This window comes from Streptomyces sp. NBC_01264 (assembly GCF_026340675.1).
GTDB lineage: Bacteria > Actinomycetota > Actinomycetes > Streptomycetales > Streptomycetaceae > Streptomyces.
On record NZ_JAPEOX010000001.1, the window covers coordinates 6,926,617 to 6,947,538 of the forward strand.

The 20,922-nt window shown below is 71.0% G+C and carries 14 protein-coding genes, 1 tRNA gene and 1 rRNA gene; 13 read left to right on the forward strand and 3 right to left on the reverse strand.

The features are described from left to right. Positions 1-17: 17 nt before the first annotated feature. From rrf to OG435_RS32420, 4 genes are all read left to right on the forward strand, one after another. A 5S ribosomal RNA gene (gene rrf, locus OG435_RS32405) occupies positions 18-134 on the forward strand. A gap of 5 nt (positions 135-139) precedes the next feature. Then, positions 140-215: transfer RNA gene (locus tag OG435_RS32410), tRNA-Thr, on the forward strand. A gap of 109 nt (positions 216-324) precedes the next feature. Next, entirely contained in the window at positions 325-546 is a 222-nt protein-coding gene (locus OG435_RS32415; RefSeq protein ID WP_266881428.1) for a hypothetical protein, read from the forward strand. 458 nt (positions 547-1,004) lie between these two features. Then, positions 1,005-1,217 (forward strand): hypothetical protein, encoded by a 213-nt coding sequence (locus OG435_RS32420; protein WP_266881429.1) that lies wholly within the window; start codon positions 1,005-1,007, stop codon positions 1,215-1,217. 20 nt (positions 1,218-1,237) lie between these two features. Here the strand turns inward: OG435_RS32420 and OG435_RS32425 are convergent, their stop codons facing one another. Beyond that, positions 1,238-3,760 (reverse strand): SpoIIE family protein phosphatase, encoded by a 2,523-nt coding sequence (locus OG435_RS32425; RefSeq protein ID WP_266881430.1) that lies wholly within the window; start codon positions 3,758-3,760, stop codon positions 1,238-1,240. A gap of 285 nt (positions 3,761-4,045) precedes the next feature. Between OG435_RS32425 and OG435_RS32430 the strand changes: the two genes are divergently transcribed. The 9 genes from OG435_RS32430 (at position 4,046) to OG435_RS32470 (ending at position 18,550) form a co-directional block, all read left to right on the forward strand. Then, positions 4,046-9,556, forward strand: coding sequence for a HAMP domain-containing protein (locus OG435_RS32430; RefSeq protein ID WP_266881431.1), 5,511 nt, complete (start codon positions 4,046-4,048; stop codon positions 9,554-9,556). Between the two features lie 229 nt (positions 9,557-9,785). Next, positions 9,786-10,472, forward strand: coding sequence for a response regulator (locus OG435_RS32435; protein WP_266881432.1), 687 nt, complete (start codon positions 9,786-9,788; stop codon positions 10,470-10,472). A 247-nt stretch (positions 10,473-10,719) separates the two neighbouring features. Next, positions 10,720-13,542: an FtsK/SpoIIIE family DNA translocase gene (locus tag OG435_RS32440; RefSeq protein WP_266881433.1), complete on the forward strand. Its 2,823-nt coding sequence runs from the start codon at positions 10,720-10,722 to the stop codon at positions 13,540-13,542. 204 nt (positions 13,543-13,746) lie between these two features. Then, positions 13,747-14,643: a helix-turn-helix domain-containing protein gene (locus OG435_RS32445; protein ID WP_266881434.1), complete on the forward strand. Its 897-nt coding sequence runs from the start codon at positions 13,747-13,749 to the stop codon at positions 14,641-14,643. Positions 14,644-14,769: 126 nt separating this feature from the next. Then, the gene (gene rimO, locus OG435_RS32450; protein WP_266881435.1) at positions 14,770-16,263 is read left to right on the forward strand and encodes a 30S ribosomal protein S12 methylthiotransferase RimO; all 1,494 of its coding nucleotides are present in this window, start codon (positions 14,770-14,772) and stop codon (positions 16,261-16,263) included. Further along, positions 16,260-16,916 carry a CDP-diacylglycerol--glycerol-3-phosphate 3-phosphatidyltransferase gene (pgsA, locus tag OG435_RS32455; RefSeq protein ID WP_266881436.1) on the forward strand — a complete coding sequence of 219 codons (657 nt, stop codon included), beginning with the start codon at positions 16,260-16,262 and terminating at the stop codon, positions 16,914-16,916. Before rimO ends, pgsA begins: the two co-directional genes overlap by 4 nt. 62 nt (positions 16,917-16,978) lie before the next feature. After that, a complete protein-coding gene (locus tag OG435_RS32460) occupies positions 16,979-17,518 on the forward strand; it encodes a CinA family protein (RefSeq protein ID WP_266882285.1) in 540 nt (179 codons plus the stop codon). A 109-nt stretch (positions 17,519-17,627) separates the two neighbouring features. Continuing rightward, positions 17,628-18,008 (forward strand): helix-turn-helix domain-containing protein, encoded by a 381-nt coding sequence (locus OG435_RS32465; RefSeq protein WP_112451800.1) that lies wholly within the window; start codon positions 17,628-17,630, stop codon positions 18,006-18,008. A gap of 203 nt (positions 18,009-18,211) precedes the next feature. Next, positions 18,212-18,550, forward strand: coding sequence for a hypothetical protein (locus OG435_RS32470; RefSeq protein WP_430625732.1), 339 nt, complete (start codon positions 18,212-18,214; stop codon positions 18,548-18,550). A gap of 144 nt (positions 18,551-18,694) precedes the next feature. Here the strand turns inward: OG435_RS32470 and OG435_RS32475 are convergent, their stop codons facing one another. Then, the gene (locus tag OG435_RS32475; RefSeq protein ID WP_266881438.1) at positions 18,695-19,462 is read right to left on the reverse strand and encodes an SDR family NAD(P)-dependent oxidoreductase; all 768 of its coding nucleotides are present in this window, start codon (positions 19,460-19,462) and stop codon (positions 18,695-18,697) included. Positions 19,463-19,498: 36 nt separating this feature from the next. After that, on the reverse strand, positions 19,499-20,398 hold the full coding sequence (locus OG435_RS32480; protein ID WP_266881439.1) for an Fpg/Nei family DNA glycosylase: 900 nt from the start codon (positions 20,396-20,398) through the stop codon (positions 19,499-19,501). Positions 20,399-20,922 lie beyond the last annotated feature (524 nt).

Below are 20,922 nucleotides of genomic sequence, written 5' to 3' on the forward strand. Positions count from 1 at the left end.
GGTTAACTTCATAGTGTTTCGGTGGTCATAGCGTTAGGGAAACGCCCGGTTACATTCCGAACCCGGAAGCTAAGCCTTTCAGCGCCGATGGTACTGCAGGGGGGACCCTGTGGGAGAGTAGGACGCCGCCGAACAACCCGCCCTTTTAGCTCAGTCGGTAGAGCGTCTCCATGGTAAGGAGAAGGTCAACGGTTCGATTCCGTTAAAGGGCTCCAAAACGAGAAGGCCCCCGCCATTGGCGGGGGCCTTTTTACGTTCCCCGGAATTCTCCTGCGCATCCTTCGGTTGATCTTGATGGATGTCGTTCATGGGAAGGAATGCATGATGTCGGATCAGACTCCGGCCGAGGCCGAGTTCGAGCAGGCCTGGGCGGACGAGAGGTACACCCGGGCGGTGCTGCCGGCCGTGGACGTGAACCGGATCCTGAGGGAGCGGTACGTCTCCGCGGAGCCCGTGGACCTGGACCGGGCGGGGATCTGGGACATGGAGGTCCGGAAGGCCGGCAATCCCGGCGCCTTCATTCCGTACGTCATCTCTGAACCATGACCGGCAGGTCGTCACCTTCCTCGGCCGGGAGACCTTCGCCGACGAGCGGGGCGCGCCGCTGCATGCGGACGACCGGCAGCCGCTGTTCCACGTACAGCACGGGGTCGCGGGTACGGACGAGCGGCCGCTCAACACCTGGCGGGTCGTCCTGCTGACCGATGAGCCGGACGACCGGCTGGTGAAGGTCTTCAACCGGATGGCCGGTGATCCCTGGCTGCCCGAGTTCCTCGAGCTGTACGTGACGGACGTGCTGGGGATCGCGCTGACGCGTCGGGACGACGTCTGAGGGATGAAGTGGGAGAGGGCCCCTGCCGTGTGGTGGGGGCCCTTTCGCGTGTGAGGGGGGTACGGGGCCTCTCGTCAAGCCCCGAATCTTCGGGCGGTGACCAGGGGCGGGGTTCGGGGCGCAATGGGAGCAGCAGGAGTTCCCAGGCCCTCGATCCACGGGAGGAACGCTCATGAGTACCGAACGGATCCGACACCTCGCCCACACGTTCATGACGGCGCTGGCCGGCGACGGCGCCTCCCCGTCCCCGTCCGTGCCGTCGTCCGTGTCGCCTTCCCGGTCCGGTACCGGCCGTGACGCGGTCGTCGAGACGGGCGATGCGCCCTGGACCGGGGAAATGGCGGCCCCGTCCTTCATGATCCTGGTGCCGGGGCCCCGCCGGTAGGGACAGCGGCACGACGGTGCTCAGTCGCCGTCGCGCTGCTGGGGGATGCGGAAGGCGAGGATGGCCATGTCGTCGGAGGCCGGTTCGGCGGCGAAGCGTTCCACCGCGCGCAGCACGCGGGAGGCGACGGCGCCGGCGGTGAGGCCCGTACAGGTGGTGAGGACCTCGGCGAGGCCGTCGTCGCCGAGCATGCGGGTGCCTTCGCGGCGTTCGGTGACCCCGTCGGTGACACAGAGCAGGACGTCGCCCGGGTCCAGGGTGAGGGTCTGCTCGTAGAGCTCGAGGTCGTCGAGAACGCCCAGGAGGGGCTGCGGATCGGCGGCGGAGGTGACCTCGCCGTTCGGGCGCAGGCGCAGCGGCAGCGGGTGGCCCGCGCAGACGACCTTCATGTGGGCGCCGCCGTCGGGCCGCGGGTGCAGCTCGCCGTACAGGAGGGTGAGGAAGCGGCTGCGGTCGCCCTCGTCGAGGATCGCCGCGTTGAGGCGTTCCAGTACGGCCGGGCCGCCGAGGCCCTCTCGGGCCAGGAGGCGCAGGGCGTGGCGGGCCAGGCCGGTGACGGCGGCCGCCTCGGGGCCCGTACCGCAGACGTCGCCGATGGCGAACCCGTAGACGCCGGGGCGGATGGGGAAGACGTCGTAGAAGTCGCCGCCCACCTCGTTGCCCTCGCCGGCCGCGCGGTAGATGACCTCCACCTCGATGCCGGGGATGGTGGGGGAGCCGGGCGGCAGCAGGCTGCGCTGGAGCGAGCGGCTGATGGCGGTGCGCTCGGAGTACAGGCGGGCGTTGTCCAGGGCGAGGGCGGCGCGGCGGGAGAGGTCCTCGGCGAGTTCGAGGATCTCCTGGCGGAAGTGCTCCTCGGAGGGCTTGCCGAGGGTCAGCATGCCGATCACGCGGTTGCGGGCGAGGAGCGGGAGGACCACGGTCTCGCCGCCGACCGCCAGGGAGGTTTCCGGCCAGGGGCGGGCGCCGGACTCGCGGACCGGTTCGGGCGGGCTGACCTGGGAGAGCAGGGCCTTGAGGCCGTCGATGCGTTCCTCGTCCTCGTGCAGGACGTAGGAGAGGAACGGGTCGGAGGCCTGGTCGGCGATGGTGTAGACGGCGCACCAGGTGGCGAGGGTGGGGACGGTCATCTGGGCCATGAGGGCCAGTGTCTGGTCCCGGTCCAGGGTGCCGGCGAGCAGATCGGAGGCCTCGACGAGGAAGGAGAGGGAGCCGCGGCGCAGTCGTTCGAGCTCGCCGAGGCGGGCCGATTCCACGGCGAGGGCGATGCGGTCCGCGGCGAACTGCAGGCGCAGGGCGTCGTCGTTGGAGTAGCGGCCGGGCATCTCGGCGGCGACTCCGAGGGAGCCGGTGAGGCGGCCCTCGACCTTGAGGGGGACGGTGATGGCGGAGCGCATGCCGGTGGCGTCGAGGAGGGGTACCGCGCCGGGGACGACGATGAGGTCCTCGTGGACGGCGGGCATGCGGGCGCTGCCGTACCGGTTGGTGCCGGCTTCGACGGGGACGCGGGCGAAGCGCTGGCGGGTGGAGGGCAGGCCGGTGGTGGCGCGGACCTCGAGCTCGGTCTCGTCGTCGGTGGCGAGGAGGAGGAAGGCGGAGTCGGCGTCGAGGAGGTCGCGGGCGCGTTCCACGGTGCGCTGGAGGAGGCCGTCGAGGTCGTCGGGGGCGGGGGAGCCGATGAAGATCTCGAAGGGGTCCGTGGGGCGGGACTCGGTCAGCTGGCCGCCGTCCATGGGGACCCGTACGGGGCTCTGCAGCAGGGCGCGCTCGTCGTCGTGCACGAGCAGGCAGACGATGGAGGGCTCGCCGTGGGCATCGCGGACCCGCAGGTGGGAGGCGTAGATCGGGATGACGCGGCCGTCGGCGCCGCGGATGCCGTAGCTGCCCTCCCAGCGGGACAGGCGCAGGGCCTCGGCGATGCCGGTGCCGGTGCCGGGGGTCTGCGGCCAGGCGGCGAGCTCGGCGAGCGGGCGGCCCACCGCCTTCGAGGCGAGGTGGCCGAAGATGATCTCGGCGTCCTCGTTCCAGGCGGAGACGGTGCCGGCGGAGTCGATCTGCAGGACGGCGACGCGGACCCGGCTGTCGGCCAGGGGCAGGAGCTGGTCGGGGACGACGGGTCCCGCGGAGCGGGTACCGACCGGCCGGTCCGGCATGTCGAGCCGGAACCAGACGTGCTTGAGCGCGGCCGTGTACTCGACGCCCCAGCGGGTGGCGAGGGCGGCGCAGAGCATGAGCCCGCGGCCGTTCTCGCGGTCGGGATCGGCGTACGGGCGGTCCCCGGGGTGCTGGAGCGGGAGCTCGCGCTCCGGGTAGCGGTCGGCGACCTCGACCCGTACGCCGTCCTCGGTGCGCAGGCACAGGACTTCGGCGCGGGTCCCGGCGTGGACCACGGCGTTGGTGACGAGCTCGCTGGTGAGGACGACCGCGTCGTCGATGATGTCCGCGAAACCCCAGCCCTGCAGGGTGTCGCGGACGAATGCGCGGGCAGCAGCGACCGAACGCCCCTGTGGATCGAAACTGGCAGCCGCCCGTGCCGTGATCACAAGTCTCCTTCGACGCGGTGGACAACGGATGCCAGGTTACTTACCTTCGCGGTCGCCATGGTGCCGTGGTCCGGGAATCCACCCGCAGGGTGCGGCCGGTGTGCGATGGTGCCGGAGTGTTATGGCCAGGTTCGGCCGGGGTGAAACACTGGGCAGGCTTGGAGTCGCGCAGTACATGGGCGCGGCGTAAATGGGCACAGCGTAGACGGGCAAGGCGTAAGTGGGCGCAGTCTGATGAACAAGATGCCCGGTGGAACAGCGGTCGACCCTTTCGGGAGGGACACGGTGGAGGCTGGCGCGGCGGTGCGGCGTACGGGAACGCGCCCGAAGGGAGGACGCTCCCGGCGGGGCACGACGACGGAAGTCGACACCGCGGCCCTGAACAGGCTGCTCACGGCCTTGGTGTCGATGCGGGACGGTAACTTCCGCAAGCGCCTGACGGTGTCCGGCGACGGGGTGATGGCGGAGATCGCCGCCGTCTACAACGAGGTCGCCGACCGCAATCTCCACCTGACCGGGGAGCTGTCCCGTGTGCGGCGGATGGTGGGCCGCGAGGGCAAGCTCAGCGAACGGCTGGAAACAGGTGCCTGCGAGGGCTCCTGGGCCGCCGCGATCGACCACTCGAACCAGCTGGTGGACGACCTGGCCCGGCCCGTGTCCGAGGTGGGCCGGGTGCTGTCGGCGGTCGCCGAGGGTGATCTCGACCAGCGCATGGACCTGCGGACCCAGGCGGCGGAGGGTGCCGGGCACCCGCTGCGCGGTGAGTTCCTGAAGGTCGGGCGGACGGTCAACAACCTGGTCGACCAGCTCTCCGCGTTCACCGACGAGGTGACGCGGGTGGCGCTGGAGGTCGGTACCGAGGGCAAGCTCGGCGGCCAGGCGCAGGTGCGCGGAATGTCCGGATCCTGGAAGGATCTGACCGACTCCGTCAACACGATGGCGTACCGGCTCACCGCCCAGGTGCGTGACATTGCTCTCGTGACCACGGCGGTGGCCAAGGGCGATCTGTCGCGCAAGGTCACGGTGCACGTGGCCGGCGAGATGCTCCAGCTGAAGAACACCGTCAACACGATGGTGGACCAGCTCTCCTCGTTCTCCTCCGAGGTGACCCGCGTGGCCCGCGAGGTGGGTACGGAGGGTGAGCTCGGCGGCCAGGCGAAGGTGCCCGGGGTCGCGGGCGTGTGGAAGGACCTGACCGACTCCGTCAACACCATGGCGGGCAACCTGACGGCCCAGGTGCGCGGGATCGCGCAGGTGACCACGGCGGTGGCCAACGGCGACCTGTCGCAGAAGGTCCGGGTCAGCGCGCGGGGCGAGGTCGCGCAGCTGGCCGAAACGATCAACCAGATGACCGAGACGCTACGGACCTTCGCGGACGAGGTCACGCGCGTGGCCAGCGAGGTCGGGGCGAAGGGCCTGCTCGGCGGGCAGGCGCAGGTGCCGGGCGCGGCCGGGACGTGGAAGGACCTCACCGACTCGGTGAACACGGTCTTCCGCAACCTCACCACGCAGGTGCGCGACATCGCGCAGGTGACGACGGCGGTGGCCAACGGCGACCTGTCGCAGAAGGTCACCGTGAACGTGGCCGGCGAGATGCTGGAGCTGAAGAACACCGTCAACACGATGGTGGACCAGCTCCAGTCCTTCGGTGCAGAAGTGACGCGGGTGGCCCGTGAGGTCGGCGTCGAAGGCGAACTGGGCGGGCAGGCGCAGGTGCCGGGCGCGGCCGGGACGTGGAAGGACCTCACCGACTCGGTGAACACGGCCTTCCGCAACCTCACCGGGCAGGTCCGCAACATCGCCCAGGTGACGACGGCGGTGGCCAACGGCGACCTGTCGCAGAAGGTCACGGTCGACGTCTCCGGCGAGATGCTCCAGCTGAAGAACACCGTGAACACGATGGTGGACCAGCTGTCCTCCTTCGCCGACCAGGTCACGCGGATGGCGCGGGACGTGGGTACGGAGGGGCGGCTCGGCGGTCAGGCGCGGGTCGAGGGGGTGTCCGGCACCTGGAAGGAGCTCACCGACTCCGTCAACTTCATGGCCGGGAACCTGACCTCCCAGGTGCGCCAGATCGCCCAGGTGACCACGGCCGTGGCGCGCGGCGACCTCTCCCAGAAGATCGACGTGGACGCGCGCGGCGAGATCCTGGAGCTGAAGAACACCATCAACACGATGGTCGACCAGCTCTCGGCCTTCGCCGAGCAGGTGACCCGGGTGGCCCGGGACGTGGGTACGGAGGGCCGGCTCGGCGGTCAGGCGCAGGTGCCCGGCGTGGCCGGCGTATGGCGTGATCTGACGGACTCCGTGAACGGCATGGCCGGGAACCTGACCTCCCAGGTGCGCAACATCGCGCAGGTCGCCACCGCGGTGGCGCGCGGTGACCTGTCGCAGAAGATCGAGGTCGACGCCCGGGGCGAGATCCTGGAGCTGAAGAACACCCTCAACACGATGGTGGACCAGCTTTCGAACTTCGCGGAGCAGGTGACCCGGGTGGCCCGGGAGGTGGGCACCGAGGGCATCCTGGGCGGTCAGGCCGAGGTGAAGGGCGTCTCCGGCACCTGGAAGGACCTCACCCAGTCCGTCAACTTCATGGCGAACAACCTGACCTCGCAGGTGCGCAACATCGCCGAGGTGACCACGGCGGTGGCCATGGGCGACCTCTCCAAGAAGATCACCGTCGACGCGAAGGGCGAGATCCTCGAGCTCGTCACCACCGTGAACACGATGGTGGACCAGCTGTCCTCCTTCGCGGAGCAGGTGACGCGGGTGGCCCGCGAGGTGGGTACCGAGGGCATCCTCGGCGGCCAGGCCCGGGTGCGCGGGGTCACCGGCATCTGGAAGGACCTCAGTGACAACGTCAACACCATGGCCGGCAATCTGACCGCTCAGGTGCGCGGGATCGCGCAGGTGTCGACGGCGGTGGCCAACGGCGACCTGACCAAGACGGTCACGGTGGAGGCGCGCGGCGAGGTCGCGCAGCTCGCCGACACCGTCAACACGATGGTCAAGACCCTGTCCTCCTTCGCCGACGAGGTCACGCGCGTGGCCCGCGAGGTGGGTACGGAGGGCCGCCTCGGCGGCCAGGCGCACGTGCCGGGGGTCTCCGGGACGTGGAAGGACCTCACCGACTCGGTGAACTTCATGGCCTCCAACCTCACCGGACAGGTGCGGCAGATCGCCATGGTCACGACCGCCATCGCCAAGGGCGACATGACCAAGAAGATCGACATCGACGCGCGCGGGGAGATCCTGGAGCTCAAGACCACGATCAACACGATGGTCGACCAGCTCTCCTCCTTCGCCGACCAGGTGACCCGCGTCGCCCGCGAGGTGGGTACCGAGGGCATCCTCGGCGGCCAGGCCCGGGTGCGGGACGTGGACGGCACCTGGCGGGACCTGACCGAGTCCGTGAACGAGATGGCCGGGAACCTCACCCGGCAGGTGCGCGCCATCGCGGCCGTGGCCACCGCGGTGACGCGGGGCGACCTCAACCTGAAGATCGACGTGGACGCCGCCGGCGAGATCCAGGTCCTCCAGGACAACCTCAACACGATGATCGCCAACCTGCGCGACACCACCTTGGCCAACAAGGAGCAGGACTGGCTCAAGGGCAACCTCGCCCGCATCTCCGCCCTGATGCAGGGCCGCCGGGAACTGGACGACGTGGCCTCGCTGATCATGAGCGAGCTGACTCCGGTGGTCTCCGCGCAGCACGGGGCGTTCTTCCTGGTGCTGCCGACCGGGGGCACCACCGAGATCGGGACCGACGGGGGCGCGGACGGCTCGTACGAGCTGCGGATGCGCGGGAGTTACGCGTACGCCGGCGGGCAGATGCCCATCTCCTTCCGGCCGGGGGAGGGGCTGATCGGGATGGTCGCCGAGGAGAAGCGGATGGTGCTCATCGAGAACACCCCGCCCGGCTACCTGAAGATCTCCTCCGGGCTCGGCGAGGCGCCGCCCGCGCACGTGATCGTGCTGCCTGTGCTCTTCGAGGGGAAGGTGCTCGGCGTCATCGAGCTGGCCTCCTTCCAGCCCTTCACGCAGATCCAGAAGGACTTCCTCAGCCAGATCGCCGAGATGATCGGTACGAGCGTCAACACCATCTCCGTCAACTCCAAGACGGAGATGCTGCTCAAGCAGTCGCAGGAGATGACCGAGCAGCTGCGCGAGCGCTCCGACGAGCTGGAGAACCGGCAGAAGGCCCTCCAGGCCGCCAACGCCGAACTGGAGGAGAAGGCCGAGCTGCTGGCCCAGCAGAACCGGGACATCGAGGTGAAGAACACCGAGATCGAGGAGGCCCGGCAGGTCCTGGAGGAGCGCGCCGAGCAGCTCGCGGTCTCGATGCGGTACAAGAGCGAGTTCCTGGCGAACATGTCGCACGAGCTGCGGACCCCGCTCAACTCCCTGCTGATCCTGGCCAAGCTGCTCGCCGACAACGCGGACGAGAACCTCTCGCCCAAGCAGGTGGAGTTCGCCGAGACCATCCACGGGGCCGGCTCGGACCTGCTCCAGCTGATCAACGACATCCTCGACCTGTCGAAGGTCGAGGCCGGGAAGATGGACGTCTCCCCGACGCGGATCGCGCTGGTCCAGCTCGTCGACTACGTGGAGGCCACCTTCCGGCCGCTGACCGCGGAGAAGGGGCTCGACTTCTCGGTACGGGTCTCCCCGGAGCTCCCGGCGACCCTCCACACCGATGAGCAGCGGCTGCTCCAGGTGCTGCGCAACCTGCTGTCCAACGCGGTGAAGTTCACCGACACCGGGGCGGTGGAGCTGGTGATCCGGCCCGCCGGGGCCGATGTGCCCCTCGCGATCCGCGAACAGCTCCTGGAGGCCGGTTCGCTGCGGGAGGCCGACGCCGACCTGATCGCCTTCTCGGTGACCGACACCGGGATCGGGATCGCCGCGAGCAAGATGCTGGTCATCTTCGAGGCGTTCAAGCAGGCCGACGGGACCACCAGCCGCAAGTACGGCGGCACCGGCCTCGGACTGTCCATCAGCCGGGAGATCGCCCGGCTGCTGGGCGGGGAGATCCACGCGGCGAGCGAGCCCGGCCGCGGGTCGACCTTCACGCTGTACCTGCCGCTGCACCCGAGCGAGCTGCCCCCGCAGGGGTACGCGCCGCCGACGCCCGGCGGGGCGCGCGGGGAGCTGTACCGCCGCCCGGCCGCCGAGGAGGCGCGGCCCGAACTGCCGGCGGCGCCGGTGGCGCAGGGCCCCGTAGCGCCCGTGGGGCCGATGGCACTGCCGCGGGCCGGGGAAGGGGCCGGGCAGGGGTCCTCGGCGCTGTTCCGGCGGCGCCGCAAGGCGATGGCGGAGCCGCCGCTGCGGGCGGAGGTGCCCGGACAGGGCGACGCGGACGCGTGGTCCGTGGAGGAGCCGCTGCCCACGGCGCCGCGGACGTACGACTTCCACGGCGAGCGGGTGCTGATCGTGGACGACGACGTGCGCAACGTCTTCGCGCTGACCAGCGTGCTGGAGCAGCACGGTCTGGCGGTGCTGTACGCGGAGAACGGCCGGGAGGGCATCGAGGTCCTGGAGCAGCACGATGACGTGGCGCTCGTGCTGATGGACATCATGATGCCGGAGATGGACGGGTACGCGACGACCTCGGCGATCCGGCGGATGCCCCAGTTCGAGGGGCTGCCGATCATCGCGCTGACGGCGAAGGCCATGAAGGGGGACCGGGAGAAGGCGATCGAGTCCGGTGCCTCGGACTACGTGACCAAGCCGGTCGAGCCCGACTACCTACTGTCGGTCATGGAAGGGCACATGCGCGGGGCCGGGGCGTGACCGGGCGGACCGAGAGGGACTCCCGAGGGAACCTTCTGCCCTTCCATCACGTTTCCTCTTCGTCCGCTGTGACATCTTGGTGACAGGGTGTGGCGATCTCGGGACTGGGGCTACGATGACCGGCACAAGGACGGACGGCGCAAGGATGCCGTCCTCTGGGGCGGGGCCCGGCGCACAGGCCGGAGCCAGGAGCCGGGGAGGCCCCATGCCGGGGCGAGGAGGACAGGGCATGGTGCAGAAGGCCAAGATCCTCCTGGTCGACGACCGGCCGGAGAATCTGCTGGCGTTGGAGGCCATCCTCTCCGCGCTCGATCAGACACTGGTCCGGGCGTCGTCGGGGGAGGAAGCGCTCAAGGCGCTGCTGACGGACGACTTCGCGGTCATCCTGCTCGACGTGCAGATGCCGGGCATGGACGGGTTCGAGACGGCCGCGCACATCAAGCGGCGTGAGCGGACCCGGGACATCCCGATCATCTTCCTCACGGCGATCAACCACGGTCCGCACCACACCTTCCGCGGGTACGCGGCGGGTGCGGTCGACTACATCTCCAAGCCCTTCGACCCGTGGGTGCTGCGGGCCAAGGTCTCGGTGTTCGTCGAGCTGTATACGAAGAACTGCCAACTGCGCGAGCAGGCGGCGCTGCTGAGGCTCCAGCTGGAGGGCGGCAGCTCCAACGGCGCGGTGGACGGCTCCAAGGAGACGGCCGGCCTGCTGGCCGAGCTCTCCGCGCGGCTCGCCGCGGTGGAGGAGCAGGCGGAGGCGCTGACCAAGCAGCTCGGCGAGGAATCGGCCGATCCCTCGGTGGTGGCCACCGCGGCCCACCTGGAGCGCAAGCTCACCGGACTGCGGCGGGCGCTCGACGCGCTGGAGCCGGGGACCGGTGGCGGGGCTCCGGTGCTGCCCGCTCAGGGCTGAGGTTCACGGAGGCCGAGGCTCGCCTGGTGGACGCTCGCGGAGCTGAGGTTCGCGTAGGTCCTTCGCGGTCCGGGAGGGCCGTGTGCGGGCCCGCTTGGCGGGCCGTCAGGTCTGGCGGAGCGTCAGGGCGGGGCGGCGGTACGGGCCGAGAGCGCGGGCGTCTCCCACCCGGGACCCGGAACGACACGAACGGGTGAAGGGGTGGGCACGCGTGTCCACCGGCGCGCGCACCGGTAACCTCGGGTGCATGGCCTCAAGTACGTCCGGTAAGGGTTCCCAGAGCACGGCGGGCACCGCGAAGGGCCGCACCGGCCGTACGGCGGCGCCGGCGAAGAAGGCTGCCCCAGCCCGCAAGCCCCCCGCGAAGAAGTCGGCACCTGCGGCCAAGCGCGGCCCCGTCAAGAAGGTCGCGCCGAAGCCCGCGCCGTCCCCCACCGGGGGAGTGCTGCGGCTGCTGCGCGCCTTCTGGCTCGGCATCGCGCACGCGGTCGGCGCGATCTTCCGCGGCATCGGCCAGGGCGCGAAGAACCTCGACCCTGCCCACCGCAAGGACGGCCTCGCCCTGCTGCTGCTCGCGCTCGCGCTGATCGTCGCCGCCGGGACCTGGTCGAACCTGAGCGGGCCCGTCGGGGACCTGGTGACCATGCTGGTCACCGGCGCCTTCGGCCGGCTCGACCTGCTCGTACCGGTCCTGCTCGGCGTCATGGCGGTGCGTTTCATCCGCCATCCCGAACAGGCCGACGCCAACGGCCGCATCGGCATCGGGCTCTCGGCGCTGGTCATCGGAGTGCTGGGGCTCGTACACATCGCCTGCGGTGCCCCCGGGCGCGACGAGGGCACCACCGCCATGCAGAACGCCGGCGGGCTGATCGGCTGGGGCGCCTCGAAGCCGCTGATCTTCACGATGGGTGCGCCGCTGGCCGTGCCGATGCTGGTGCTGCTCACCGTCTTCGGGCTGCTGGTGGTCACCGCCACCCCCGTCAACGCGATCCCGCAGCGGCTGCGGAGCGCGGGGATCCGGCTCGGAGTGATCGCTCCGAACGAACACGACGCCGAGTACGCCGAGTACGCCGAGTCCGGGGACCCCGCGGGCGCGGCCGCCGCGGACCGGCACGACGCCGCGCAGTGGCGGGCCCGCACCGGCGCCGCCCGGTCGGAGGATCCGGCGGAGGCCGCCGAGGAGGAGGCGCTCGCCCGGCGGCGGCGCCCCCGCCGGTCCGCGGGCCGGCCCATGGACCGCGGCATGGACGCCGTCGACGTGGCCGCGGCGGCGGCCGCCGCGCTGGACGGGGTGGTGTACGGAGGCATGCCGCCCTCCCCGCTGGTCGCCGACCTCACGCAGGGCATCTCGGTGGAGCGCGAAGGCCGCGAAGGTGTGGAGATCACCGCTCCGGTCCCGGCGGCCCGGGAAGAGGGGCCCGCGCGCGAGGAGAAGGCCGCCCGCGAGGAGAAGCCCGCGGCGGCCGAGGGCGCGGCCCCGCCGCACGACACGACCGCGGCGGCCTCCGGGACGCTGTCCGTTCCCGACCTGACCAAGGCCCCGCCCGAGACCCAGGCGCTGCCACCCCGCGCCGAGCAGCTCCAGCTGCGCGGGGACATCACGTACTCCCTGCCCTCGCTGGACCTGCTGGAGAAGGGCGGGCCCGGCAAGACCCGCAGCGCCGCGAACGACGCGGTCGTCGCCTCGCTGACGAACGTGTTCATGGAGTTCAAGGTCGACGCGAAGGTCACCGGTTTCACCCGGGGCCCGACGGTGACCCGTTACGAGGTGGAGCTCGGTCCGGCCGTGAAGGTCGAGCGGATCACGGCGCTGGCGAAGAACATCGCCTACGCCGTGGCCTCGCCCGACGTGCGCATCATCAGCCCGATCCCGGGCAAGTCGGCGGTCGGCATCGAGATCCCGAACACCGACCGCGAGATGGTCAACCTGGGGGACGTGCTGCGGCTGGCGGACGCCGCCGAGGACGACCATCCGATGCTGGTGGCGCTCGGCAAGGACGTCGAGGGCGGCTACGTCATGGCCAACCTGGCGAAGATGCCGCACGTGCTGGTCGCCGGAGCCACCGGCTCCGGAAAGTCCTCCTGCATCAACTGCCTGATCACCTCGGTGATGGTGCGGGCCACCCCGGAGGACGTCCGGATGGTGCTCGTGGACCCCAAGCGCGTGGAACTGACGGCGTACGAGGGCATCCCGCACCTGATCACGCCGATCATCACCAACCCCAAGCGGGCCGCCGAGGCGCTGCAGTGGGTCGTGCGCGAGATGGACCTGCGCTACGACGACCTGGCCGCCTTCGGCTACCGGCACATCGACGACTTCAACCAGGCCATCCGGGACGGCAAGATCAAACTGCCGCCGGGCAGCGAGCGGGAGCTCAGCCCGTACCCGTACCTGCTGGTGATCGTCGACGAGCTCGCCGACCTGATGATGGTGGCCCCGCGCGACGTGGAGGACTCGATCGTCCGCATCACGCAGCTGGCCCGTGCGGCCGGCATCCACTTGGTGCTCGCGACCCAGCGGCCCTCGGTGGACGTGGTGACCGGTCTGATCAAGGCGAACGTGCCCTCGCGCCTCGCCTTCGCCACCTCCTCGCTCGCCGACAGCCGGGTCATCCTGGACCAGCCGGGTGCGGAGAAGCTGATCGGCAAGGGCGACGGGCTGTTCCTGCCGATGGGCGCGAACAAGCCGGTGCGGCTCCAGGGCGCCTTCGTCACCGAGGACGAGATCGCCGGGATCGTGCAGCACTGCAAGGACCAGATGGCGCCCGTCTTCCGCAACGACGTCACGGTCGGGCAGAAGCAGAAGAAGGAGATCGACGAGGAGATCGGCGATGACCTGGACCTGCTGTGCCAGGCGGCCGAGCTGGTCGTCTCCACGCAGTTCGGGTCCACCTCGATGCTCCAGCGCAAACTGCGGGTCGGGTTCGCGAAGGCCGGCCGGCTGATGGACCTGATGGAGTCGCGGGGGATCGTCGGACCGAGCGAGGGGTCGAAGGCGCGCGACGTGCTGCTGAAGGCCGACGAGCTGGACGGCGTGCTCGCGGTGATCCGCGGGGAGACTCCCGAGTAAGGGACACAGGATCGGGGGCAACCGTTTCCCCCGGTCGTGTGTCTAGTTGAGGGAGATGGCGGTCCGCACCGGGCCGCCGCACCGGGCGGGAGCCCCTTGGCCATTCGTATGGCGTAGGGAGGCGCCCCTCCGGTTGCTCCACCCTTTCGTCACCCCCCTAGACTGGACTTCCAGCAGGTGGCTACACGCTCGAAAGGCGCCCTCGTGTCCATCGGCAACGCCAACTCCCCCGAAGAAGAGCGGCCTTCGACCGACGACCGGTCCGAGGACCGCCTCGTCGAACGTTCCGTCGAAGAGCCGTCCATCGGGACGGCCCTCAAGAAGGCCCGGATCGCCGCCGGGCTGACTGTCGACGAGGTCAGTTCCACCACCCGCGTGCGCATTCCGATCGTGCACGCGATCGAATCCGACGATTTCACACGCTGCGGCGGCGATGTCTATGCCCGCGGCCACATCCGTACGCTCGCCCGTGCCGTAGGTCTCGATCCGGAACCCCTGATCGAGTCGTACGACGCGGCTCACGGCGGCCGGCCGGCACCCACCCCCGCCGCGCCGATGTTCGAAGCCGAGCGGATCCGCCCCGAACGGCAGCGGCCCAACTGGACCGCCGCCATGGTAGCCGCCATCGTCGCCGTGATCGGCTTCGTCGGCTTCACGGCCTTCGGCGGCGCCGACGAGAAGACCAAGCGGCCGGTGGCGGAAGGTTCCGCCGCGCCGAAGCCCGCACCCACCCCGAACGCCTCCAAGCCCTCCGTCCAGGCACCGCTGGCGCCTACGGCTCCCAAGCCGGAGCCTTCGGACAGTGCCATCGCCGCCGCGCCCAAGGACCTCGTCACGGTCGTCCTGACGGCCAACGACGGCGAGAGCTGGATCTCGGCCAAGGATCACAGTGGCCGGCTCATCTTCGACGGCACCCTCACACAGGGGCAGTCGAAGACGTTCACGGACAAGGAGTCCATCGACCTGGTGCTCGGCGACGCCGGGGTCGTGAAGCTCTTCGTGAACGGCAAAGAGATCAAGGACGAGTTCCAGCCCGGACAGGTGGAACGTCTCACATACACCAAGGACGACCCGCCTCAGGGACAGGCCCAGGCGGGCTGATCAGCAGGTCTGACCAGCAGGGAATGGAACGTTCCGGATCCCCGGGGTGCCGCGCCGCACTCCGGGGATCTTGTCGTCCGGGACGGGAGGCGGGGGCCGGCGCCGGGACGAAGTAGTCTTGAGTCCATGCCCGAACGCCGTACCGTCGCCCTTGTCACTCTTGGCTGCGCCCGTAACGAGGTGGACTCGGAGGAGCTCGCAGGCCGCTTGGCGGCGGATGGCTGGGAGCTCGTCGAGGACGCCGCCGATGCGGACGTAGCCGTCGTCAACACCTGCGGCTTCGTCGAAGCCGCCAAGAAGGACTCCGTAGACGCCCTGCTGGAGGCCAACGATCTCAAGGATCACGGCCGCACGCAGGCCGTCGTAGCCGTCGGCTGCATGGCCGAGCGCTACGGCAAGGAACTCGCCGAAGCGCTCCCCGAGGCCGACGGCGTGCTCGGCTTCGACGACTACGCCGACATCTCCGACCGCCTCCAGACCATTCTCAACGGCGGCATCCACGCCTCCCACACCCCGCGCGACCGGCGCAAGCTGCTGCCGATCAGCCCGGCGGAGCGCCAGGACGCCGAGGTGGCCCTGCCGGGTCACGCCCAGGAGCCCGAAGCCGCCCCCGCGGACCTTCCGGAGGGCGTCGCGCCCGCCTCCGGTCCGCGTGCGCCGCTGCGCCGCCGCCTGGACAAGAGCCCCGTCGCCTCGGTGAAGCTCGCCTCCGGCTGCGACCGGCGCTGCTCCTTCTGCGCCATCCCGTCCTTCCGCGGCTCCTTCATCTCCCGCCGCCCCAGCGACGTGCTGGGCGAGACGCGCTGGCTCGCCGAGCAGGGCGTCAAGGAGATCATGCTGGTCTCCGAGAACAACACCTCGTACGGCAAGGACCTGGGCGACATTCGCCTGCTGGAGACCCTGCTGCCCGAGCTGGCCGAGGTGGACGGCATCGAGCGCGTCCGCGTCAGCTACCTCCAGCCCGCCGAGATGCGGCCCGGCCTGATCGACGTACTCACCTCGACCCCCAAGGTCGTCCCGTACTTCGACCTCTCCTTCCAGCATTCGGCCCCCGACGTGCTGCGCGCCATGCGCCGCTTCGGTGACACCGACCGGTTCCTGGAACTGCTGGACACCATCCGCTCCAAGGCCCCGACGGCCGGCGTGCGGTCCAACTTCATCGTCGGCTTCCCCGGCGAGAAGGAGTCGGACTTCGCCGAGCTGGAGCGCTTCCTCACCAGTGCGCGCCTCGACGCCATCGGCGTCTTCGGCTACTCCGACGAGGACGGCACCGAGGCCGTCACGTACGACAACAAGCTGGACGCCGACACCATCGCCGAGCGCCTCGCCCACATGCAGCGCCTCGCCGAGGAGCTCACCTCGCAGCGCGCGGAGGAGCGGATCGGGGAGACGCTGGAGGTGCTCGTCGAGACGGTCGTCCCGATCGACGAGGCGGAGGACGGCGAGGGAGCCTACGGGCGCGCCGCCCACCAGGCGCCCGAGACCGACGGCCAGGTCGTTTTCACGGACGGCGCGGGCCTGGTACCGGGGCGCATCGTGACCGCGAAGGTGGTCGGAACCCTGGGCGTGGACCTCGTGGCGGAGCCCCTGGGTGTGGATCTTGAGGAGGCGGCCGGATGACCGGAGCCCCGGCATCTGCGGCGGGCGGGACCGGCCGTCGGCCCGCGCCCGGCGCGAAGCTGGGCGCCGCGGCCGTCAATCAGGCCAGCCTGTGGAACATCGCCAACATCCTGACGATGATCCGGCTGGTCCTGGTGCCGGGATTCGTGATGCTGCTGCTCGCCGACGGGGGCTACGACCCCGTCTGGCGGGCCCTGGCGTGGGCGGCGTTCGCCGTCGCCATGATCACCGACATCTTCGACGGGCATCTGGCCCGTACGTACAACCTGGTCACCGACTTCGGGAAGATCGCCGACCCCATCGCCGACAAGGCGATCATGGGGTCGGCATTGGTGTGTCTGTCCTGGCTCGGCGATCTGCCCTGGTGGGTCACCGGGGTGATCCTCGGCCGGGAACTCGGGATCACGCTCATGCGTTTCTGGGTCATCAGGTACGGAGTCATCCCGGCGAGCCGGGGCGGGAAGCTGAAGACCCTGACCCAGGGCGTGGCGGTGGGCATGTACGTGCTCGCGCTGACCGGGCCGCTGGCGACGCTGCGGTTCTGGGTGATGGCGGCCGCCGTCGTCCTGACCGTCGTGACGGGTCTGGACTACATCCGCCAGGCCGTCGTGCTCCGGCGCAAGGGGCTCGCCGCGGAGCGTGCGGCGCGGTGAATCTGCCGGGGCATGACGCGGTGCTGCAAGGGACGGGCGGTTCTTCGGTGGCTGATGAAGCGGTGCGGAATGCCGCGGGGGCTGCCGGGGCCGCCGGTGCGGTCGCGGCCGATGTGTTGCGACTCCTCGCGGAGAGTAACGGTACGGTTGCGGTTGCGGAGTCGCTGACCGGCGGCATGGTGGCCGCGGAGCTCACGGCCGTCCCCGGCGCCTCGAAATCCTTCCGCGGGTCCGTCACCGCGTACGCGACCGAGCTGAAGCACCTGGTGCTGGGCGTGGACGCGGGGCTGCTCGAGGCGGAAGGCGCGGTGAACCCGCAGGTCGCGGAGGAGATGGCGGCCGGCGTGCGGCGCGTGCTCGGCGCCTCCTGGGGCATTGCGACCACCGGGGTGGCCGGTCCCGAGCCGCAGGACGGGCAGCCCGTGGGCACGGTTTTCATCGCCGTGGCGGGTCCCGGGGGCAGGAAAACGGCCCGTCTGAGGTTGAAAGGCTCCCGCGCGGAAATCCGTAGGGAGAGTGCACGGACAGTGCTCGAGCTGCTCGCGAGCGAACTCCGCGAGAATCTGCGGGGGCAGGATACGGAACAGGACGGGGGGATTTGATGTTTGCAGCCCTGAGTGAACACGACATCGCTCCCCGCACGGCCGCCGCGCGAGGCGGTACGGTGGGACGTGAAGGTTACGGCTACACGGTCAGAGGAGGGAGCCACCGATGATTCTGCTCCGTCGCCTGCTGGGTGACGTGCTGCGTCGGCAGCGCCAGCGCCAGGGCCGTACTCTGCGCGAAGTCTCCTCGTCCGCCCGAGTTTCGCTCGGCTATCTCTCCGAGGTGGAGCGGGGGCAGAAGGAGGCATCTTCCGAGCTGCTCTCCGCGATCTGCGACGCGCTTGACGTACGGATGTCAGAGCTGATGCGGGAAGTCAGCGACGAGCTTTCGCTCGCCGAGCTGGCCCAGTCCGCCGCGGCGAGCGAACCGGTGTCCGCACCGGTCCGTCCGATGCTCAATTCGGTATCCGTGGCCTCGGTCACGGGTGGCCCGGAACGGGTGACCATCAAGGCGCCCGTGGAAGCGGTGAATGTCGTAGCCGCGTGATGCGTGTGCGTGTGCGCGTCTGCTGAGCGTATGAGTGTGGCCGGAGCCCCGGCCGGTGCCCTTGGGTGCCGGGTGGGGCTTCTTGCCGTTCCGGGGGCGGGAGCCCTCCGGTGGCGGTGGCGGTGGCGGTGCGACGGGGGTGCGGGTGTGGGCGGGGTGCGGGAGGATGGGCCCGTTCGGGTCTCCGGCCCCTGGAGGTGGCCGTGCGGCGGTTGCTGGGTATACCCGTGGGTCTGGCCATCGCGCTGTCGGTGGGCGTGCTGTGGTGGTGGGCCGTGCTGCGGCTCGTGCTGGCGCCGGCCGAGGCCGGGCCGGTGGAGGGCGCGGTCGCCGTCGGGGGGTGGGGGCTGGGGCTGCTGCCCGTGCACTGTGTGCCGGGTCCGGTGGGTGGCCGTCGCCGCCGTGGGGCGGCCGGGGGCGTACGGGGTGACGGGGGTGGCGGCGTCGCCGGTGAGGGCGGGGAGCGGGCTGCTGCCGGGTCGGTGGGGGTCGGGGAGCCGGGAGTGGGGGTTTCAGGGGGCGGTGAGCCGGGGGGCGGCTGACCGGGGTGCGGGTGCGGCTGATCGGGGCCTGGCGGCCCCGGGGCGGGTGGGCTGGGGCGGCGGGTGGTTCGCGGCGGCGGGTAGGACTGGGCGGGCGGTTCGCGGCGGTCGGCGGGGGTGGGGGGGGCCGGGGCGGGTGGTCGATTACCAGGGCATGGAGACTCCACCGTTCGGGCGAAGGATCTGGCCCGTCATGAAGGACGAGGCGTCCGAGGCGAGGTAGAGCACCGCCTGGGCTATGTCCTCGGGCTCGCCCACGCGGCGCAGCGGGGACATGCGCGTCATCATCGCCTCGGTCTGCTCCTGGACCTCGGGGCTGTGCCGGCCGGTCATCGGGGTGCGGATCCAGCCCGGCGCGACGGCGTTGACGCGGATGCCGTGCGGGCCGGCCTCCGTGGCGAGGGTCTTGGTCAGCTGGACCACGGCCGCCTTGGCGGCGCTGTAGCAGAGCAGGCCGGGCTGGGCGGCGTCCACGGCGCCGGAGGCCATGGTGATGATCGAACCGGGCCGCCCGGCGGCGATCATGGCGCGGGCCGCCTCCTGGCAGGTGCGCAGCACTCCCTTGAAGTTGATGTCCAGGACCCGGTCGAGGTCCTCGTCGGAGGTCTCCAGGACGCTGCTGCTGTGCATGATCCCGGCGATCGCGGCGGTGATGTCGAGCGGGCCGGCCTGTGAGATCGCGGCCCTGATCGCGGCGCGGTCGGTGACGTCGAGGGGGTGGGCGGTGGCCCGGCCGCCGGCCTTGGCGATGAGTTCGACGGTCTCCTGGAGGCCCTGGGCGTCGCGGTCCGCGCAGTGCACGGTGGCTCCGGCCTCGGCGAGGAGCACGGCGGTGGCCCGGCCGATGCCGCTGGCGGCGCCGGTGATCAGGGCGGTGCGGCCGGTGAGTTCGTACGCGCTGGGTGTAGGCATGCGGGGACGGTACGACTGCATCTGACGGGGCGTCAACTAAGGCGTCGGGCCGGATTGGCAACGCGGACACCAGTAGGTGGGGCGGTCGTCCTGGGGGGCCTCGCGCACGGGGGTGCCGCAGCGCAGGCAGGGGCGGTGGGCGCGACCGTAGACGAACAGGTCCTGGCCGTGGCGGCGGCTGCCCGTGGTGTTGCGGTGGCGGGCCTTGTTCGCGTCGAGGAGCCGGTGCGCGGCGGCGGCGAGGCGGGGGAGGTTGCGGGGCGGCAGATCACCGACCGGGGTCCAGGGGGTGACCTGGGCGAGGAAGCAGAGCTCGGCCTTGTAGATGTTGCCGATGCCGGCCAGGTTGCGCTGGTCGAGGAGGGCCTCGCCGAGGGGGCGGGCGGGTGCGGCGAGGAGGTTCGCGGCGGCGAGCTCTGCGTTCCAGTCGGGACCGAGGAGGTCGGGGCCGAGGTGGCCGACCGCGCGGTGCTCGTCGGCGGTACGGAGCAGTTCGACGACGGGGAGGCGGTAGCCGACGGCGGTGTGGTCGGCGGTGGCGAGGATGACGCGGATTTCGTGGGCGGGGCCGGGTGGGTGGGGCGGGGTGGAGGTGCCGGGGGTGGGGAGGATGCGCCAGGCGCCGTCCATGCGGAGGTGGGTGTGGAGGGTGAGGAGGGCGGGTCCGGGTCGGGCTTCTGGTCCGGGTCCGGGTCCGGGTCCGGCTTCGAGTTCGGCTTCGGGGCCGGGCCCGATTCCTGGGTCGGTGTTGGGCGTCGGGTGGCCGAAGCGGATGAGGAGGTGTTTGCCCCGGGGGACGACTTCGAGGGTGGTGAAGCCGGTGAGGTCGGCGGTCGCGAAGCGGGGGACGCGGAAGTCGGAGCGGGTGAGTTGCTTTCCCGCGAGGGCTTCGCGGAGTCGGGCCGCGGTGCGGTAGACGCTGTCTCCTTCGGGCATGGGGTCATTCTCCTGCGGAGTCGGGCCGGGTGGGTGGGGGTGCGGTCGGGCGGCGCCGCTGCGTGGTGCTTGCTCCCCGCCCCGCCCTTCCTCCGTTCCCCGGGGCAGGGCCCCGGACCCCGCTTCGGGGCTCTGCCCCGGGCCCCGTTTCCGGGGCTCTGCCCCGGGCCCCGATCCTCGGGGCTTGCGCCCGGGGCCCGCTTCGGGGGTGGGGCGTGGAACTTCCTCAGAGCTGCGCCCGGACTCCGTTTCTCGGGGCCGCCCCGGGGCACGCTTCGGGGCTGCGTCCCGGACCCTGAACCCCGATCCTCGGGGCTTGCGCCCCGGACCAGGGGGCTGTGCTCGGCCCTCGTTCCCGGCGGCTCCGCCCCCTTGCACTCGCCCGAAGCCCCCCGCAACCCGAACTCAGCGCCCCGTTCCCCGGCCCCAGGCCTCACCCCCGAACCGGGCCAGGCCACAGGCCCACCCCGGGCCCGGGACACAGCCCGCAGAAGTCGGTCAGGGTCGCAGGCGGGAGCACCTAC